Origin of the sequence: Micromonospora sp. NPDC005173 (assembly GCF_040608515.1) — a bacterium.
Taxonomy (GTDB): Bacteria; Actinomycetota; Actinomycetes; order Mycobacteriales; family Micromonosporaceae; genus Micromonospora.
The window spans coordinates 19857-35754 of the sequence record NZ_JBEXIK010000026.1; the positions used below are offsets into that span (position 1 = coordinate 19857).

The 15898-nt window shown below is 72.6% G+C and carries 18 protein-coding genes; 4 read left to right on the plus strand and 14 right to left on the minus strand.

Annotation, left to right across the window (positions count from 1 at the left end; genetic code table 11):
- Nucleotides 1-60: 60 nt before the first annotated feature.
- Nucleotides 61-627, plus strand: coding sequence for a Uma2 family endonuclease (locus ABZV00_RS24840; protein WP_355610048.1), 567 nt, complete (start codon nt 61-63; stop codon nt 625-627).
- A 66-nt stretch (nt 628-693) separates the two neighbouring features.
- On the opposite strand, the gene ABZV00_RS24845 is transcribed toward ABZV00_RS24840, so the two are convergent.
- The 14 genes from ABZV00_RS24845 to ABZV00_RS24910 form a co-directional block, all read right to left on the minus strand.
- Nucleotides 694-1101 carry a DUF5130 family protein gene (locus ABZV00_RS24845; protein ID WP_355610050.1) on the minus strand — a complete coding sequence of 136 codons (408 nt, stop codon included), beginning with the start codon at nt 1099-1101 and terminating at the stop codon, nt 694-696.
- The gene (locus ABZV00_RS24850; RefSeq protein WP_328426029.1) at nt 1088-1384 is read right to left on the minus strand and encodes a hypothetical protein; all 297 of its coding nucleotides are present in this window, start codon (nt 1382-1384) and stop codon (nt 1088-1090) included. Before ABZV00_RS24850 ends, ABZV00_RS24845 begins: the two co-directional genes overlap by 14 nt.
- 72 nt (nt 1385-1456) lie before the next feature.
- Nucleotides 1457-2920 (minus strand): amidase, encoded by a 1464-nt coding sequence (locus ABZV00_RS24855; RefSeq protein WP_355610052.1) that lies wholly within the window; start codon nt 2918-2920, stop codon nt 1457-1459.
- Between the two features lie 72 nt (nt 2921-2992).
- Entirely contained in the window at nt 2993-3994 is a 1002-nt protein-coding gene (locus ABZV00_RS24860; protein WP_355610054.1) for an amidohydrolase family protein, read from the minus strand.
- A complete protein-coding gene (locus ABZV00_RS24865) occupies nt 3994-4518 on the minus strand; it encodes a 3-hydroxyanthranilate 3,4-dioxygenase (RefSeq protein WP_355610056.1) in 525 nt (174 codons plus the stop codon). Before ABZV00_RS24865 ends, ABZV00_RS24860 begins: the two co-directional genes overlap by 1 nt.
- Nucleotides 4515-4943 carry a RidA family protein gene (locus ABZV00_RS24870; RefSeq protein ID WP_328419525.1) on the minus strand — a complete coding sequence of 143 codons (429 nt, stop codon included), beginning with the start codon at nt 4941-4943 and terminating at the stop codon, nt 4515-4517. The genes ABZV00_RS24865 and ABZV00_RS24870 overlap by 4 nt, the downstream gene beginning before the upstream one ends.
- On the minus strand, nt 4940-5713 hold the full coding sequence (locus tag ABZV00_RS24875; protein ID WP_355610059.1) for a fumarylacetoacetate hydrolase family protein: 774 nt from the start codon (nt 5711-5713) through the stop codon (nt 4940-4942). The genes ABZV00_RS24870 and ABZV00_RS24875 overlap by 4 nt, the downstream gene beginning before the upstream one ends.
- Nucleotides 5714-5827: 114 nt before the next feature.
- Nucleotides 5828-6901 carry a 4-hydroxy-2-oxovalerate aldolase gene (gene dmpG, locus ABZV00_RS24880; protein WP_355610061.1) on the minus strand — a complete coding sequence of 358 codons (1074 nt, stop codon included), beginning with the start codon at nt 6899-6901 and terminating at the stop codon, nt 5828-5830.
- Nucleotides 6898-7827 carry an acetaldehyde dehydrogenase (acetylating) gene (locus ABZV00_RS24885; protein WP_355610063.1) on the minus strand — a complete coding sequence of 310 codons (930 nt, stop codon included), beginning with the start codon at nt 7825-7827 and terminating at the stop codon, nt 6898-6900. The genes dmpG and ABZV00_RS24885 overlap by 4 nt, the downstream gene beginning before the upstream one ends.
- A gap of 76 nt (nt 7828-7903) precedes the next feature.
- On the minus strand, nt 7904-8701 hold the full coding sequence (locus ABZV00_RS24890) for a fumarylacetoacetate hydrolase family protein (RefSeq protein WP_328419533.1): 798 nt from the start codon (nt 8699-8701) through the stop codon (nt 7904-7906).
- A 22-nt stretch (nt 8702-8723) separates the two neighbouring features.
- On the minus strand, nt 8724-10205 hold the full coding sequence (locus ABZV00_RS24895) for a 2-hydroxymuconic semialdehyde dehydrogenase (protein WP_355610144.1): 1482 nt from the start codon (nt 10203-10205) through the stop codon (nt 8724-8726).
- 23 nt (nt 10206-10228) lie between these two features.
- Nucleotides 10229-11566: an NAD(P)/FAD-dependent oxidoreductase gene (locus ABZV00_RS24900; RefSeq protein ID WP_355610065.1), complete on the minus strand. Its 1338-nt coding sequence runs from the start codon at nt 11564-11566 to the stop codon at nt 10229-10231.
- Nucleotides 11563-12873, minus strand: coding sequence for a kynureninase (kynU, locus tag ABZV00_RS24905; RefSeq protein WP_355610067.1), 1311 nt, complete (start codon nt 12871-12873; stop codon nt 11563-11565). Before kynU ends, ABZV00_RS24900 begins: the two co-directional genes overlap by 4 nt.
- Nucleotides 12874-12893: 20 nt before the next feature.
- Nucleotides 12894-13796, minus strand: a complete 903-nt coding sequence (locus ABZV00_RS24910) for a tryptophan 2,3-dioxygenase family protein (RefSeq protein ID WP_328426033.1) — start codon at nt 13794-13796, stop codon at nt 12894-12896.
- A gap of 146 nt (nt 13797-13942) precedes the next feature.
- On the opposite strand from ABZV00_RS24910, the gene ABZV00_RS24915 reads away from it, so the two are divergent.
- From ABZV00_RS24915 to ABZV00_RS24925, 3 genes are all read left to right on the plus strand, one after another.
- Nucleotides 13943-14407, plus strand: coding sequence for an Lrp/AsnC family transcriptional regulator (locus ABZV00_RS24915; RefSeq protein WP_355610069.1), 465 nt, complete (start codon nt 13943-13945; stop codon nt 14405-14407).
- A gap of 104 nt (nt 14408-14511) precedes the next feature.
- Entirely contained in the window at nt 14512-15033 is a 522-nt protein-coding gene (locus tag ABZV00_RS24920) for a hypothetical protein (RefSeq protein WP_355610071.1), read from the plus strand.
- Between the two features lie 12 nt (nt 15034-15045).
- Nucleotides 15046-15882 (plus strand): class F sortase, encoded by an 837-nt coding sequence (locus ABZV00_RS24925; RefSeq protein WP_355610073.1) that lies wholly within the window; start codon nt 15046-15048, stop codon nt 15880-15882.
- Nucleotides 15883-15898 lie beyond the last annotated feature (16 nt).

Here is a 15898-nt window from a genome sequence, read left to right on the forward strand (position 1 = left end):
GCCGGCGTGGGCATCAGCCCCCGCCGGCCCCGGGCCTTATCGTGTCGGGAGGAGGTGGACGTGCAGGCACAGCCGACGTACGAGTGGCACCCACCGGAGCGGGGCTGGCTTGAGCAGGATCTGCTCGACCTACCCGCCGACGGGAACCGCTACGAGATCATCGACGGGAGCCTGCACGCGACCCCACCTGCCGGATACGGGCACCACGAGCTGGCGGACGACATCCGCATGGCGGTGCGGCAGACCACTCCGCCGGGCTGGCGGGTCATCCGTGAGATCGGGATACGAGTACCCGGTGGCAACCTGATTCCGGACATCACCGTGCTGAAGCCCGGCGCTCCCTCGAGCCGCATGTGGGCCGAGCCGACGGACATCGCGCTCGTCGTCGAGGTGGAGTCGCCAAACAGCCGGCGGCATGACCGCTTCACCAAGCCCGCGCTGTACGCCGAGGCCGGCATCCGGTCCTACTGGCGCGTGGAGCGGGGCGACTTCGGCCCGGTGGTGTACCGGTACCAGCTCGGCAAGGGTGAGCACTACGAGCTGTTGGGCACGGTGGGGCCGGATGATCCGGTGAACGTGGACGAGCCCTGGCCGATGTCGCTGGACCCGAGCACCTGGCCGCGCTGAACCAGCCCCAGACAGACCGAGCCCCGGCACGCAGACGCGGACCGGGGTTCGTCGTATGAGTGGTGCTCAGCCCTTGCCGGCGTGGCTGGCGAGCTGGTCGAGGCCGTTGATGATGCCGCCGGCCAGGTCACCTCCGCTGAACGCGCCGACCATGGAGAGCGCGGCCAGCTTGGCGTACGTGTCGGGGATGCGCTTGCGGGCGTACCGCCCGGTGACGATCTCCAGCTGGCGCTGGTTGGGCGACACCGCGATCAGCACCGACCTGTCGGGGTCGGCGAGCTGGCGGTGCAGCCGCTGGGCGTGCTCCCGGATCGGCTCGTCGAGGCCGCCGACGAAGATTGAGAAGACCAGGCCGGTGCCCTGGTCGGCCACGCGCAACGCCTCGTCGATGCGCAGCAGCTGGCGGGTCGAGAACGGCCCGTCCAGCACCTCGGGCGGCGTGTCCGTCCCGGTCTGCTTCTCACCAACGGTCACTTGCGCCTCCGGTTCCACCGGCCGGCGCCTCGACGCTGGCCTGCTCAAGCTTGTGGCTGGTCAGCGCCGGCGCCTGCGCGCCAGCGGTCAGCGCGGTGCCGGCCGAGTCGGCCAGCTGCTCCGGGCGGCCCAGGAACCAGACCGGAGTGAAGTCGAAGGACCGGCCCGGCCGGTAGCGCTTGGCACCGCCACCACCGCCGGTGGCACCGCCGCGGCTACTGGCGTACGCCAGACCGGCGATCACCAGTATCGCGGCCGCCGGGATGCCGACGAAGACCAGCAACGTCTCGGTAACAGACAATCCCAACGCCCCCAGGCGGAAGAAGGACCTCGGACAACCGGGCCGGATGGACGATCATGACGCCGACCGCCGGACTCCGTCGCCATTCACGTTAGCGGAGTCGACGGCCCGCCAGATTGCGGGGTGCCGATCCCATCCGTCACTGGAGTTCTCCAGTTGCGCAGCGGTCGCGATGAGCCGCGCGTCGTCGCCGTACCGACCGGTGAGCAGCACCCCGACGGGCAGGCCGTCGGCGGTGACGCCCAGCGGCAGGGAGACCGAGGGTTCGCCTGTGACGTTGAAGATGGCGCAGTAGGGCGAGAAGCGGCGTTGCCGGTCGAAATCGGCCGCCGGGTCACCGTCGGCGGTGAACCAGCCGACGGGTGCCTGCGGGGCCGCCAGGGTGGGACAGAGGAGCAGATCGCAGCCGGCGGTACGGCGGGCGCCGAGGCGGACCTGCGCCTGCAACTCGCCGAGGGTGGCGGCCAGGGCACCGGCTGACACCTCGGCGCCCCGGGCCCGCAGCAGCCGGGTCAGCGGCAGCAGCTCCGCCTCGCGCTGTGGCGGCACCGGGGCGAGCGCCAGCACGTACCAGATGACCTCGAACAGCGGCCACGCCTCCGGCCCGAGCGGCGGCGGCACCTCGACCACCTCGTGGCGGGCGGCGGTGAGCAGCGCGGCGGCCAGGTCCACGGCGGCCACGCAGTCGGGGTGCACCGGCTCGTCGGCGAGCATCGGGGTGGTGAACCGCCCGATCCGCAGCCGGTTGGGCGCGGCCTGGCGGGCGACGGCCAGGTAACCGCCGGACGGTGTGGGCGGCGGCAGGTAGGGCTCGCCGGGCACCGGCACGGCCATGACGTCGAGCAGCGCGGCGACGTCGGTGACGGTCCGCCCGAGCGGCCCACTGGTGGGCAGGCCGAACGCACCGGAGCCGAGTGGCCCGCCGGAGACCAGGCCGCGGCTGGGCTTGTAGCCGACCAGGCCACAGAGCGACGCCGGAATGCGCAGCGAGCCGCCGCCGTCGGAGCCCTGGGCGACCGGGACCAGCCCGGCCGCCACCGCGGCCGCCGCGCCGCCGCTGGACCCGCCAGCGGTGTACGCGAGCTGCCACGGATTGCGGGCCGGTGGCGCGACCAGGCCCTCGGAGTAGAGCGAGCAGCCCAGCTCGGAGGTGGTTGTCTTGCCGAGGCTGACCAGACCGGCGGCCTTGATGAACCGGACCACGTCGGCGTCGACCGGCGGGACGAAGTCGAGGAAGGCGGCCGAGCCGAAGGTGGTGCGTACCCCGGCGGTGAGGGTGAGGTCCTTGATCGCGGTCGGTACGCCGTGCAGCGGGCCACGCCCCTCGGCGGGCACGGCGTCGGCGGCGCGGGCGGCCTCCCGGGCCAACTCCGGAGTGACCGTGACGAACGCGCCCACGGTGTCGCCGATCGCCGCCACCCGATGCAGGTAATGCTCGACCAGGTCCGCGCTGGACAGTTCGCCACGGGCTATCGCGGCGGCCTGCTCCAACGCGGTCAGGTCGTGCATTTCGGTCATCCCGTCATCCTGCCGGCCGCCGGCCCTCGGTGCACCCGTCACGCGCCGACGATCGGAGACGGACCGGAGCGGTCAGCCGTAGAGGAACCGCCGAGCGTTGGCCGAGAGGAGTTTGTCGCGCTGGTCGGGGGTGAGGAAGTCGGCCGCGTGGACCACCGCGCCGGCCGGCCGCTCACCCAGGGGGTACGGGTAGTCGCTGCCGACCAGCACCCGGTCCTCCCCCATGGTGTCGACCAGCAGTCGCAGCGCGGGCGGCGCGAAGACCACCGAGTCGACGTGGAACCGGTCGAGGTAGCTGCTGGGCGGGCCGGCGGACGCGCCCCGTACCAGGTCACCACGGCGGTGCCAGGCGTTGTCCGCGCGGCCGAGCCAGAACGGGAAGCTGCCGCCCCCGTGCGCGAAGCAGATCCGCAGTGTCTCCGGCACCCGGTCGAAGACGCCGCCCAGGATCATCGCCAGCACCGACAGGTGCGTCTCGGCGGGCATCCCGGTGAGCCAGCGGGCCATCCACCGGTCCAGCCGGGGGCCGCCCGGCATGTCCCACGGGTGAACGAAGACCGGCGCACCCACCTCGGCGCAGTGCTGGAGGAAGGTGACCACGCCGGCGTCGTCGAGGTCCCGGTCGCCGACGTGGTTGCCGATCTCCACGCCGACGTGTCCGGCGGCCAGGCAGCGGTCCAACTCGGCGCAGGCGGCGTCCGGGTCCTGCAAGGGCACCTGACAGAACGGCACCAGCCGGTCGCCGCCGGCGGCGGTGACCGCCAGGGTCAGGTCGTTGAAGATCCGGGCGACCCGCACCGCCTGGTCGGCGGGGCGGTCGTAGCTGAAGAAGACCGGGGTGGGCGAGACCACCTGCACGGCCACGCCGTCGGCGTCCATGTCGGCCAGTCGCGTCGGGGCGTCCCAGCACTCGGCGCCGACCGGGCGGAACTCGGTCTCCCCCACCATGATCATCGCGGCCCGCTCGGAGTCGACCCGCAGCCAGGGCCAGCCGGACCCGCCGCACGCGGCGCCGAGGTCCGGCCATCCCTTCGGTACGACGTGCGTGTGCACGTCGACGACACCTGGAGGCATCAGCCCTTGCCCGGGTGCAGGGTCCCGCAGTTGGCGCAGGTACGCGCTGCCTCATCGGCGTAGAACGCCTGGAACACCGGCGGCAGGTCGGCGGCGATGTCCCGGACCTGCAACTCCACCTCGTGCACCCGGTGCCCACACTCCGGGCAGTACCACTGGAACGTCTCCAGGGTGCCCTCCTCGCGGACCCGCTCGACCACCACACCGATCGAGCCGACCTCCGGCCGCTGCGGCGAGTGCGGGGTGTTGCGCGGCAGCATCCACATCTGACCCTCGCGCACGTGCACCGTACGCGGCCCCTCCGGGGTGATCAGGTTGATGTGCATGTTGCCCTTGACCTGGTAGAAGAACTCCTCGTACGGGTCCACGTGGAAGTCGGTGCGCTGGTTGGGCCCGCCCACCACCATCACGATGAAGTCGTCCCCGCCGGGGAACATCTCCTTGTTGCCAACCGGGGGCTTCAGCAGGTGCTGGTTCTCCGCGATCCATCCCGGAAAACTGAACGGCTCGGCAATCTCACTCACGACTGACCTCCCGAGGGAAGAAGGGCAACGGCCTGGATCTCGATGAGCAGGTGCGGGTGCGGCAACTGGTGCACCGCCACCGTCGTACGGGTCGGCCCGGACGCGTCGAAGAACTCCGCCCACACCTCGTTGTAACCACCGAAGTCATTCATGTTGACCAGGTACGACGTCACCTGGACGAGGTCGGTCAGGTCGGCGCCGACCGAGCGCAGCAGGTCCCGGATGTTCTCGATGACCGCCCGCGTCTGCACCCGGACGTCCAGGTCGGTCGTGCCGAGTTCGTCGACCGACACACCCGCGAAGCTGTTGTCCGGCCGCCGCGACGACGTACCCGAGACGAAGACGAACCCGCCCGCGACCTTGACGTGCGGAAACGCTCCCCGCGGGACGGCCTTCCCCGCCACCACGCTCGCACCGCCGCTCATGCCGACGCCTTCAGCGACGCCGTGCCCAGCTTCTCCACCACGGCACGGACATGAGCCCCCGGACGCAGTGGAACGGCGGCCGTGGCGGCACCAGCGAGAAACACCCACCCGGACTGCAGCCGCACCCCGTGCCGGCCGGCCAGCCGGATGCCCTCGTCCAGCGCCCGGCGCGGGTCGCCGAGGATCGCCGCCGTCGAACCGACCTGAACCACCCGCCCGTCCACCTCCAGCAGCACGCCGAGGTTGTCCAGGCCGGCCGGGACCGGCGACCACGGCCCCACCACGAACGCGGCTGCCGAGGTGTTGTCGGCGATCACGTCCGGCAACGAGAAGCGGAAGTCGGCGTACCGGGAGTCGATCAGCTCGATGGCCGGGGCAACCGCGCGGACCGCGGTAGCGAAGTCGCCGATCGGCTCGCCCGGTTCGGGCAGCCGGTCCAGTAGGAACGCCACCTCCGGCTCGACCCGGGGGTGGATGTACGCGGACGGGTCGACGGCGCCGCCGTCGGGCACCCGCATCGCGTCGGTGAGCCGCCCCCAGATCACCTCGTCCACGCCGACCTGGGCCATCTTCGCCTTGCTGGTCAGGCCCATCTTCACCCCGACCAGCCGCTCGCCACGGTCCAGCCGGCGCTGCACCAACGCCGCCTGCACCCCGTACGCGGTCGGCACGTCCAGCCCCACCTCGGCGGCGAGCTGCCCGATGGCGGTGGCGGTGTCCGCCGCCACGCCCAGCTTCGCCGCGACGCCCGCGGTGTCCACCCCGATCACAGTGCCACCTTCATTCGCGACTGCGGGGCTCGCAAACCCGGCTCACTCCTCACGCTCACGGTGCCACCTTCATTCGCGACTGCGGGGCTCGCAAACCCGGCTCACTCCTCACGCTCACGGTGCCACCTTCTGCTCGCGCTGACCCGCCAGGTCCAGCGCCACGTCCACGATCATGTCCTCCTGGCCGCCGACCATCCGCCGCCGGCCCAGCTCGACCAGGATCGACCGGACGTCGACGCCGTACTTCGCCGAGGCCCGCTCGGCGTGCCGCAGGAAACTTGAGTAGACCCCCGCGTACCCCAGGGAGAGCGTCTCCCGATCCACCTGGACCGGCCGGTCCTGCAACGGGCGGACCAGGTCGTCGGCGGCGTCCATCAGCGCGAACACGTCGCAGCCGTGCCGCCAGCCGTGCAGCTCGGCGACCGCGACGAAGACCTCCAGTGGCGCGTTGCCGGCCCCGGCGCCCATCCCGGCCAGCGAGGCGTCCACCCGCACGGTCCGGCCGTGCGGGGCGTCCGGGCCGGCCGGGGCTGACCCGGTGACCCGGCCGTGCTCGACGGCCAGCACGCTGTTGGCGACGCCGAGCGACAGGTTGTGGTGGGCGTGGATGCCGATCTGCGTCTCCGGCGCCAGCACCTGCCGGTACGCGTCGACCCGCTGCGCCACGTCCGACATCAGCAGCCGGCCGCCGGAGTCGGTGACGTAGACGCAGTGCGCCCCGTACGACTCCATCAGCTTGGCCTGCCCGGCGAGCCCCGCCGGGTCGTTCATGTGCGACATCATCAGGAAGCCGGCCACGTCCATGCCGTTCTCCCGGGCCCAGGAGATGTGCTGGGCGGAGATGTCCGCCTCCGTGCAGTGGGTGGCGATCCGGACGCTGGTCACCCCGAGCGCCTTCGCCGCCCTCAGGTCGGCGATGGTGCCGATGCCCGGCAGCAGCAGGGTGGTCAGCTTCGCCGAGGTCAGCACCTCGGCGGCCGCGGAGATCCACTCGGCGTCGCTGGCCGCGCCGTGGCCGTAGTTGACGCTGGAACCGGCCAGCCCGTCGCCGTGCGCCACCTCGATCGCGGCCACCCCGGCGGCGTCCAGCGCGGCGGCGATGGTGCGCACCTGCTCGACCGTGTACCGGTGAGCGATGGCGTGCATGCCGTCGCGCAACGTCACGTCCTGGATGTACAGATCCGTCATCGGGCGATCACCTCGCGCAGAGCGACCAGCCGCTCCGCGGTACGCAGCGCGGCGGAGGTCATGATGTCCAGGTTCCCGGCGTACGCCGGCAGGTAGTGCCCGGCACCGGAGACCTCCAGGAAGACCGACACCTGCAACGCCGTGAGCTGCCGCCCGAGCGTCGGCAGGTACGCCTCGACCCGGTCGAACTGCACGTCCTGCTTGAGCCGGTAGCCGGGGACGTACTCCTGCACCGTCGCCACCATGTCCGCGACCGAGGCGGCGATGGCGGCGGTGTCCGCGTCGGCGTCCGGGCAGAGGCAGTAGACGGTGTCGCGCATCAACAGCGGTGGGTCCGCCGGGTTCAGCACGATGATCGCCTTGCCCCGTTCGGCGCCGCCCACCACCTCGATGGCCCGGGCCGTGGTCTCGGTGAACTCGTCGATGTTGGCCCGAGTGCCCGGACCGGCCGAGCGGGACGCGATCGACGCGACGATCTCCCCGTACGCCACCGGGGTGACCCGGCGCACCGCGGCGACGATCGGCACGGTCGCCTGCCCGCCACAGGTCACCATGTTCACGTTCGGCTCGTGCAGGTGCTCGTCCAGGTTGACCGGCGGCACCACGTACGGGCCGAGCGCGGCCGGGGTCAGGTCGACGACGGTGCGGCCGTGCGCGCGCAGCACCTCGTCGTGGCGCCGGTGCGCACCCGCCGAGGTGGCGTCGAAGACCAGCTCGACGTCGGCGAACTCGGGCATCGCGACCAGCCCGTCCACACCGTCCGCGGTGGTGGCCACGCCGAGCCGGCGGGCCCGGGCCAGGCCGTCGGAGGCCGCGTCGATGCCGGCCATCACCACCATCCGCAGCTCGCTACTGAGCCGCAACACCTTGATCATCAGGTCGGTGCCGATGTTGCCGGAACCGAGCACCGCCACCCCGACGCTCATGCCGGCACTCCGCTTCGCTCCGTGCCGCCATGAGGCACCACGACCCTGCGCCGATGATTCGCTCGCTGACGCTCGCTCATGAGGATCCCTCCGTCGAGAAGCAGGTCCGCACCGAGCCGAGCCCGGAGATCCGCGCCTCGTACGCGGCGCCCGGGGTGACCGGCACCATCGGGCCGAGCGCCCCGGAGAGCACCACGTCCCCGGCGCGCAGCGGGTCACCGGCGCGGGCCAGCGTTTCGGCCAGCCACTGCAGGGCGTGCAGCGGGTTGCCCAGACAGGCCGCGCCCGCGCCCACCGACACCGGCTCCCCGGCGTGCTCCAGCACCATCCCGCACAGCCGCAGGTCGACGTCGGCGAGCCGGCGTGGCGACGTGCCGAGCACGAAGAGCCCGCTGGAGGCGTTGTCGGCGACGGTGTCCACGATGGAGATGTCCCACGCCGCGATCCGCGAGTCGACGATCTCGATGGCGGGCAGCACATGGTCCACAGCGCGGATCAGGTCGACCGTGGTGAGCTGCGGGTCCGGCAGGGCCTTGGCGAGCACGAACGCGATCTCCGCCTCGACCCGCGGCTGGAGCAGCCGGTCGATGGGCACCTCGACCCCGTCGCCGACCGCCATCGCGTCGGTCAACATGCCGAAGTCCGGCTGGAACACCCCGAAGGTCTCCTGCACCGCCCGCGAGGTCAGCCCGATCTTCGCACCGACCCGGCGCTCGCCGCGGCCCTGCCAGGCCCGCGCCTGGTGCTGCTGCACGCGGTACGCGGACTCGACGTCCCCCTCCGGCAGCAGCCGGCCGCGCAGTGGCGGGCACGGCTTGCCGGTGCTGCGGGCCTCGGCCAGCTCCCGGTTAGCGGCCTCGATGTCAGCTTTCATGCCCGCTCCTCGCTGCGGCGGCTCACGACAGGTCCACGCACACGTTGGTGAGTTCGGAGTAGAAGTTCAGTGAGTGCACGCCACCCTCGCGGCCGATGCCGGACGCCTTCACCCCGCCGAACGGGGTGCGCAGGTCGCGCAGGAACCAGGTGTTGACCCAGACGATGCCGGCGTCCAGCCGTGCCCCGGCCCGGTGCGCGCGGCCCACGTCCCGGGTCCAGACCGTCGCCGCCAGACCGTACTCGGTGCCGTTCGCCAGGGCGTACGCCTCGTCCTCGGTGTCGAACGGGGCGACGTGCACCACCGGGCCGAAGATCTCCTCGCGGTTGGTGCGGGTGTCCGGGCCGAGCCCGGTGAGCACCGTCGGCTGCACGTACGACCCGCCGTCGCGGGCGTCACCGAAAGTGGGCGTGCCGCCGCCGGTGAGCACCTCGGCGCCCTCGGCGCGGGCCAGCTCGTAGGCGCCGAGCACCTTCGCCCGGTGCTGGTGGGAGATCAGCGGCATGGTCGCCGTGGCCTCGTCGGCCGGCCAGCCGTACGCCAGTTCGCCGGCCCGCTTCGCCAGCCGGGCGGTGAACTCCTCGAAGACCGGGCGCTGCACGTAGAGGCGTTCGGTGCAGAGGCACACCTGCCCGCCGTTGGTGAAGCTGGAGCGCACCGAGCCGGCCACCGCGGCGTCCAGGTCGGCGTCGGCGAAGACCAGGCCGGCGTTCTTGCCGCCCAGCTCGAAGCTCACCGCCTTCACCCCGTCGGCGGCGGCCCGCATGATCGCGCCGCCGGTGGCCGACTCGCCGGTGAAGGTGATCGCGTCCACCCCGGGGTGGCGGGTGAGGAACTCACCGGCCGAGTCGGGCCCGAACCCGTGCACCAGGTTGAACACCCCGGCCGGTACGCCGGCGGCGGCCATCACATCGGCGAGCAGTGTCGCCGAGGCGGGCGTCTCCTCGCTGGGCTTGACCACCACGGCGTTGCCGCACGCCAACGCCGGGGCCACCTTCCAGGTGAGCAGCAGCAGCGGCAGGTTCCACGGCACGATGACCGCGACCACGCCGACCGGCTTGCGGACCGCGTAGTTGAGCGCCCGGCCGCCGGTCGGGGTGACCGTGGTGAACGACTCGGTGGGCGCGGTGGCCACGATCTCCGCGAACGCCCGGAAGTTCGCCGCGCCGCGCGGGATGTCCAACGTGCGGGCCTGGGCGATGGACTTACCGGTGTCGGCGACCTCGGCGGTGACCAGGTCGTCGAAGCGGCGTTCCAACTCGTCGGCGACCCGGCGCAGCACCTCGGCGCGCTCCCGTTCGCCCATCCGGCCCCACGGCCCGCGCAGCGCTGCCCGGGCGGCGGCCACCGCATCGTCCACCGTGGACTTCGACGCCTCGACCACCTCGAAGACCGGCTCGCCGGTCACCGGGCTGGCCTTGGTGAAGGTGGGCCCGCCGTCGACGAACTCGCCGGCGATGAAGTTGCGCAACCGCCCCGGCCCGGCCGGCGCGTGGCCGGCCATCAGCCGCGGATCCCAGTTGCCGGTCATGCGCGCCTCCCTCGGCTGAGCGCGGCGCCGATCGCGCCGACCAGCAGCAGCGCGGCGCCGCCGGCGAACGCGCCGAGCACCCGGTGCTGTCGGCGGACCCGGCGGCGAACCTCGGCGTACGGGGTGGTGGAGAAGGACACCAACTCGTACTGGGAAACGTACCGGCCGGGCAGTGCCCGTTCCAGTGCGTGCTCCACCCGCCGGCCGAGCTGGAAGACCGGGGAGGCGACCTTGTCCCGCATCTCCACGAAGTTGGTCAGCGCCATCCTCGCGATGGCCTCGGCGTTCTCCTGCCGCCGCCGCTGGAACAGCGGCAACGCCGCCAACCAGTCGTCGGCGCACTCGTCCAGACAGCGGTCCAGCTCCACCACGTCCTCGAAGGCACAGTTGGCGCCCTGGCCGTAGAAGGGCACGATGGCGTGCGCCGCGTCGCCGAGCAGGCCGACCGTCCCGTTGACCTGCCAGGGGGTGCAGCGGACCGTGCCGAGCACGCCCACCGGGTTGTGCTGGTAGTCGTCCACCAGGTTCGCCGCCAGCGGGACCACGTCCGGGTAGTGCTGGACGAAGTGCCGCTCGATGGCCGCCGGGCTGTCCAGCGAGGCGAAGCTCCCGGCACCCTGGTTGGGCCAGAACAGCGTGCAGGTGAAGGAGCGGTCCGGGTTCGGCAGCGCGATCATCATCGAGGTGCCGCGCGGCCAAATGTGCAGCGCGTCCGGGTCCAGCGCGAAGTCCCCGCCCAGCGGCGGGATCGTCAGCTCCTTGTAGCCGTAGTCGAGGAAGTCCACGCTCTCGCGCAGCAGCCCGTGCGCCAGCAACTGGCCACGCACGGCGGAACCGGCGCCGTCGGCGCCCAGCACCACCGACGCCTTGGCACTGACCGGACCCTGCGGGGTGTCGAAGCTCAGGCCGCCGTCGGTCGGGTCGAGCCCGACCAGCCGGTGGTCGAAGACGACCCGTACCCCGGGCAGCGCGGCTGCCGCGTCCAGGAGGGCGTTGTTCAGTGCGCCCCGGCTGATCGAGTTGATCGCCCGGTCGCCGGCCGCGCTGTACGACTGGAACTGCGGCTCCCCGTCGACCGGGTGGATCATCCGGCCGCGCATCGGCAGCGCGTCGGCCATCACCTGCTCGGCCAGGCCGATCCGGCGCAGGGCGTCCAGGCCGCGCTCGGAGAGCGCCAGGTTGATCGAGCGGCCCCGCTCGGCCGTGCCGGCGCGCGGGTCGGGCCGGCGCTCGTAGAGGGCCACCGGGTAACCACGCCTGGCCAGGAAGCAGGCGGCCAGGCAGCCGGCCAACCCGGCACCGATGATCGCGATCTCGTCACGCCGGGCGGTCATGCGGACACCTGCCCTACCGTCGCGGCGAGCGCGGCGGCGGCTCGCCAACAGTCGTGGTACGTGGAGTAGAGCGGCACCGGGGCGAACCGGACGACGTCCGGTTCGCGGGCGTCGGCGATCACGCCGTGTTCGTGCCGCAGCCGCTTGGTCAGCTCAGCGGCGTTGCCGGCGCCGATCCGCACCGAGAGCTGACAGCCGCGCCGGGCCGGGTCGCGCGGGGTGACCACGCGCAGCGGCCGATCGGCGGTGACCTCGTCGAACAGCCGCTCCAGCCAGCCGGTGAGCCGCAGGCTGCGCGCGCGCAGCGCCGGCATGCCGACCGCGTCGAACAGCTCCAGCGAGGTACGCACCGGGCCCATCGCGAAGATCGGCGGGTTGGAGATCTGCCAGGCCTCCACTGTGGCCGGTGGCCGGGACACCGGCGTCATCTCGAACCGGGTGGCCGCCGCGGTGCTCCACCAGCCCTCGAAGCGGGGCAGGTCGGGGTCGCCGAGGTGCCGCTCGTGCACGAAGACGCCGGCCAGCGCGCCCGGCCCGGAGTTCAGGTACTTGTAGGAGCACCAGGCGGCGAAGTCGACGTCCCAGTCGTGCAGGGCCAGCGGCACGTTGCCGACCGCGTGCGCCAGGTCCCAGCCGACCACGGCACCGGCCGCCCGGCCGGCGGCGGTGATCGCCGGGATGTCGAGCAGCTCGCCGGTGAGGTAGTTGACCCCGCCGAGCAGCACCAACGCCACCCGGTCGCCCTCGGCGGCCAGATAGCCGGTCACGTCCTCGGTGCGCAGGGCATCCTCGCCGGGACGCGGACGCAACCGGACCACGGTGTCGTCCGGGTCCAGGCCATGGAACCGGGCCTGGCTGCGCACCGCGTAGCTGTCCGAGGGGAACGCGGAATCCTCGATGACGATGCGGGTGCGGGCGCCGGCCGGGCGGTAGAAGCTGACCATCAGCAGGTGCAGGTTGACCGTGAGGGAGTTCATCACGACGGTCTCCGCGGGCCGGGCGCCGACCAGTCGGGCGGCCGGTGCCGTCAACAACTCGTGGTACGGCAGCCAGGCGCGCTCCGCCTCCAGGTGCCCCTCGACGCCGAGCCGCTGCCAGGAGTCCAGGTCCGCGAGGAGTTCGTCGCGGGTGGCCCGGGGTTGCAGGCCGAGCGAGTTGCCGGCGAGGTACGCCGACTCGGGGTGGCTGCCGCCGTCCGCTGGCGGGACGTGGAACAGGTGCCGGTGGCCCGGATCGGCCTCGTCGAGGCGGCGGGCCTGCGCTTCGCCAGCGGCGAGGCCCAGAGGCTCGGTTTCAGGGGTGTGCACAGGGGTGTCTCGCTCTCCGGTCACATCGCGGTGCGGGCCGACCACAGCTCCGGGAAGACCACCCGGGCCATGCTGCGCTGCAACCACGCCAGTCCGGCGGAACCGCCGCTGCCGACCTTGGCGCCCATTGTCCGCTGCACCGCCTTGACGTGGTTCCACCGCCAGTCGCCGAACTCCTCGGCGACCCCGCTCAGCGCCTCGCCGAGCAGCCGCAGGTGGTTGTCCGGGCCGGTGTCGGCGTAGATCCGTACCCAGGCCGCCTCGACCGACGGCTGCGGGTCGTGCTCGACCGCCACGTCCCGGTTCAGCAGGTCGGCGGGGAGGTCGAAGCCGCGCCGGGCGAGCAGCGCGAGCACGTCGTCCCAGAGGCTCGGGGCGGCCAGCGCCGCGGTCAGCGCGGCGTGCACCTCGGTCTGCCGGCGGAACGGCCGGATCAGCGCCGGGTCGCGCAGCCCGAGCAGGAATTCCAGGTGCCGGTACATCGCCGACTGGAAGCCGGAGCCCTCGCCGAGCAGGTTGCGGAACCGGTTGAAGTCGGCCGGGGTCATCCAGCGCAGGCCCTGCCAGGCGGCGTTGAGGCCCTCCAGGTGCAGCGCGGCGCGGCGCAGCGGGGCCAGCGCGTCCCAGACCCGGTCGTCGCGCAGCAGCCGCTGGGTCTCCCGCAGCTCGTGGCAGGTCAGCCCGAAGTACAGCTCCATGATCTGGCTGACCATCAGGAAGGACATCTCGCCCGGGTCGCTGCTGAGCGGATGCTGCAACTGGTGCAGGGCGCTGGCCTGCACGTACGCGTCGTAGGGCACCAACTCGGCGAACTCCAACGTCGGCTCGCCGCCGTTGCGTGCGGCGCGGGCGGCCCGCTGCCGTGGGGTCACCGGTCGCACCGTGGCGGCGCGGTTCGGCGCCCGCCGCTCCGTCTGATCCACCATTCGTCTCCCTCCCCCGGACTGGTCGACGTCATGATCTCGCGGTCGGATGGCCTGCGGAATGCCGGATCAACGGCGCTTCCCGCGCTCAGCCGACAAGCCAAAGGCATCTGGGCGAATCCGGTTCACGAAAGTAAGGTCTGAGCGTGGACGACATGGACTGGGCGCTGCTGCGCGAGTTGCAGGCTGACGCCCGCCTGTCCTTCAGCGAGTTGTCCCGGCGGGTCCACCTCTCGCCACCCGCCGTGGCCGAGCGGGTCCGTCGGCTCGAGGAGGCCGGGGTGATCACCGGCTACCACGCCCAGGTCGACCTGACCCGGGCCGGCCGCACCGTGGTCGCGCTCATCCGGATGTCCTGCTACGGCGCGCGGTGCATCCTGCACGACCCGGCGGTGGCCGGCTGGCCGGAGATCCTGGAGATCCACCGGATCACCGGGGACGCGTGCAGCATGCTCAAGGTGGCGGCCGGCTCGATCGGCGAGTTCGAGGCGGTCATCGACCGGCTCGCCCCGTACGGCCAGCCGTCGAGCACGATGGTCCTGTCCTCCCCGCTGGGCTGGCAGCCGATCACGCCGCTCCCCTCCGGCGGCACCACGCCCCGCCGCCGCTGACCGACCCCACCCTGCCCGCCTGCGGGTTTGCCCCCCGGCCAGCGGGAAAACAGCGCGTGTGCCCAGGGGAGGGTTCCGGCGGTTGTCGCCGGTAGGGGGAAATCATGCAGGGTCTTCGCACGATCAACCGCGCACTCTCGGCCGCCCTGACACTGATGGGGCTGGTCGGGGCATTCGTCCTGTTGTCGGTCTCACCGGCGAGTGCCGGTGAGAACACCTTCGTCGAGGTGACGCCCAGCAGCGTCCAGGCCGGAGGCCGGGTCCAGGTCCGGGCGAGCTGCGACAACGACAACAATCGCCAGGCCACCGTGCAATCCGACGCGTTCGGGCAACTGATGCTCAGACCGGACAGGGGTTTCCTGACCGGGTCGGTCACCATCCCGGGCGACAAGCAGCCCGGCGAGTACCCGGTCGACCTGCGCTGCGACAACGGCCAGACCGCCTCGACGACTCTGACCGTGCTGAACATGGCCTCGCCCAGCAAGGGACCGGCGACCGGGGGCGGCGGCACCGCTGGCGGCCGGGGCACCGGATCGCTGCTGGTGCTCGGCGGCGTGGCGCTGGTGGCCACCGCCATCGCGCTCGGCATGGCCGGCGGCCGGCGGCGTACCGGGGCGGGCTCCTGAGCAGGACACGCCATGACCCGATCCTCCGCGCGTGCGCGGCCGGACCGCGGTGCCCGGGCCCGGTCCGGGGCGGCGCTGCGCGCCTCCGGCCGGCTGGTCGCCCGGGCCTCCGGCCGGCTGCGCAGGGTCGCTGGGCAGGCCGTGTCGGCCAGCGTCGCCACCACCGATCCGGCCGCCCGCCCGTTGCCGCCGAGCCGCCCGGCCGGCTCGCCGCTGCTCCGACGTCGGTTCACCACCAGCCCGGGAGTGCCGGTACTGGCCGTCGCCGCGCTGATGGTGCTGATCGTGGCGATGCTCGGCATCGAGCAGGTGACCGGGGTCAGCCTGCTGCCGGACCGGATCACCGCCGGCCTGCGGCCACCGCCGAAGAAGTACCCGGTGCTCCCGGCCAGCCGCCCGGTGGGTCTCGCCATCAACACGCTGGACCTGCGGGCTCCGGTGCACGACGTGGGCATCGCCCCGGACGGCACCATCGCCGTCCCGGACGCGGCCCGCGCCCAGGAGGCCGGCTGGTACGACCAGGGCCCCACGCCCGGGCAGTACGGCCCGGCGGTGATCGTCGGACACGTGGACACCACCAGCGGACCGGCCGTCTTCCACAAGCTGCGGGACCTGCGTTCCGGCGATCAGATCGAGGTCACCCGCTCCGACCGGAGCGTGGCGGTCTTCGAGGTGGACTCGGTGGAGCGGTTCGACAAGGCGCAACTGCCGGTGGACGAGGTGTACGGCGACTTCAGCCGCCCGAGCCTGCGGCTGATCACCTGCGGCGGCCGATGGGTCGGGGGCGAGACCGGCTACGCGGACAACGTGGTGGTCTTCGCGTCGCTGGTCAAGGCTCGTTCTGCGTGAGGTCGGGGTCTGCGGG

Bases quoted from the DNA above. Each gene is read 5' to 3' on its own strand.
- ABZV00_RS24925 (WP_355610073.1), top strand. From the start codon at position 15,046: ATGACCCGATCCTCCGCGCGTGCGCGGCCGGACCGCGGTGCCCGGGCC.
- ABZV00_RS24900 (WP_355610065.1), bottom strand. From the start codon at position 11,566: ATGACCGCCCGGCGTGACGAGATCGCGATCATCGGTGCCGGGTTGGCC.
- ABZV00_RS24870 (WP_328419525.1), bottom strand. From the start codon at position 4,943: ATGAGCGGCGGTGCGAGCGTGGTGGCGGGGAAGGCCGTCCCGCGGGGA.
- ABZV00_RS24860 (WP_355610054.1), bottom strand. From the start codon at position 3,994: ATGCCTCCAGGTGTCGTCGACGTGCACACGCACGTCGTACCGAAGGGA.
- dmpG (WP_355610061.1), bottom strand. From the start codon at position 6,901: ATGACGGATCTGTACATCCAGGACGTGACGTTGCGCGACGGCATGCAC.
- ABZV00_RS24920 (WP_355610071.1), top strand. From the start codon at position 14,512: ATGCAGGGTCTTCGCACGATCAACCGCGCACTCTCGGCCGCCCTGACA.
- ABZV00_RS24885 (WP_355610063.1), bottom strand. From the start codon at position 7,827: ATGAGCGTCGGGGTGGCGGTGCTCGGTTCCGGCAACATCGGCACCGAC.
- ABZV00_RS24890 (WP_328419533.1), bottom strand. From the start codon at position 8,701: ATGAAAGCTGACATCGAGGCCGCTAACCGGGAGCTGGCCGAGGCCCGC.
- ABZV00_RS24895 (WP_355610144.1), bottom strand. From the start codon at position 10,205: ATGGCCGGCCACGCGCCGGCCGGGCCGGGGCGGTTGCGCAACTTCATC.
- ABZV00_RS24855 (WP_355610052.1), bottom strand. From the start codon at position 2,920: ATGACCGAAATGCACGACCTGACCGCGTTGGAGCAGGCCGCCGCGATA.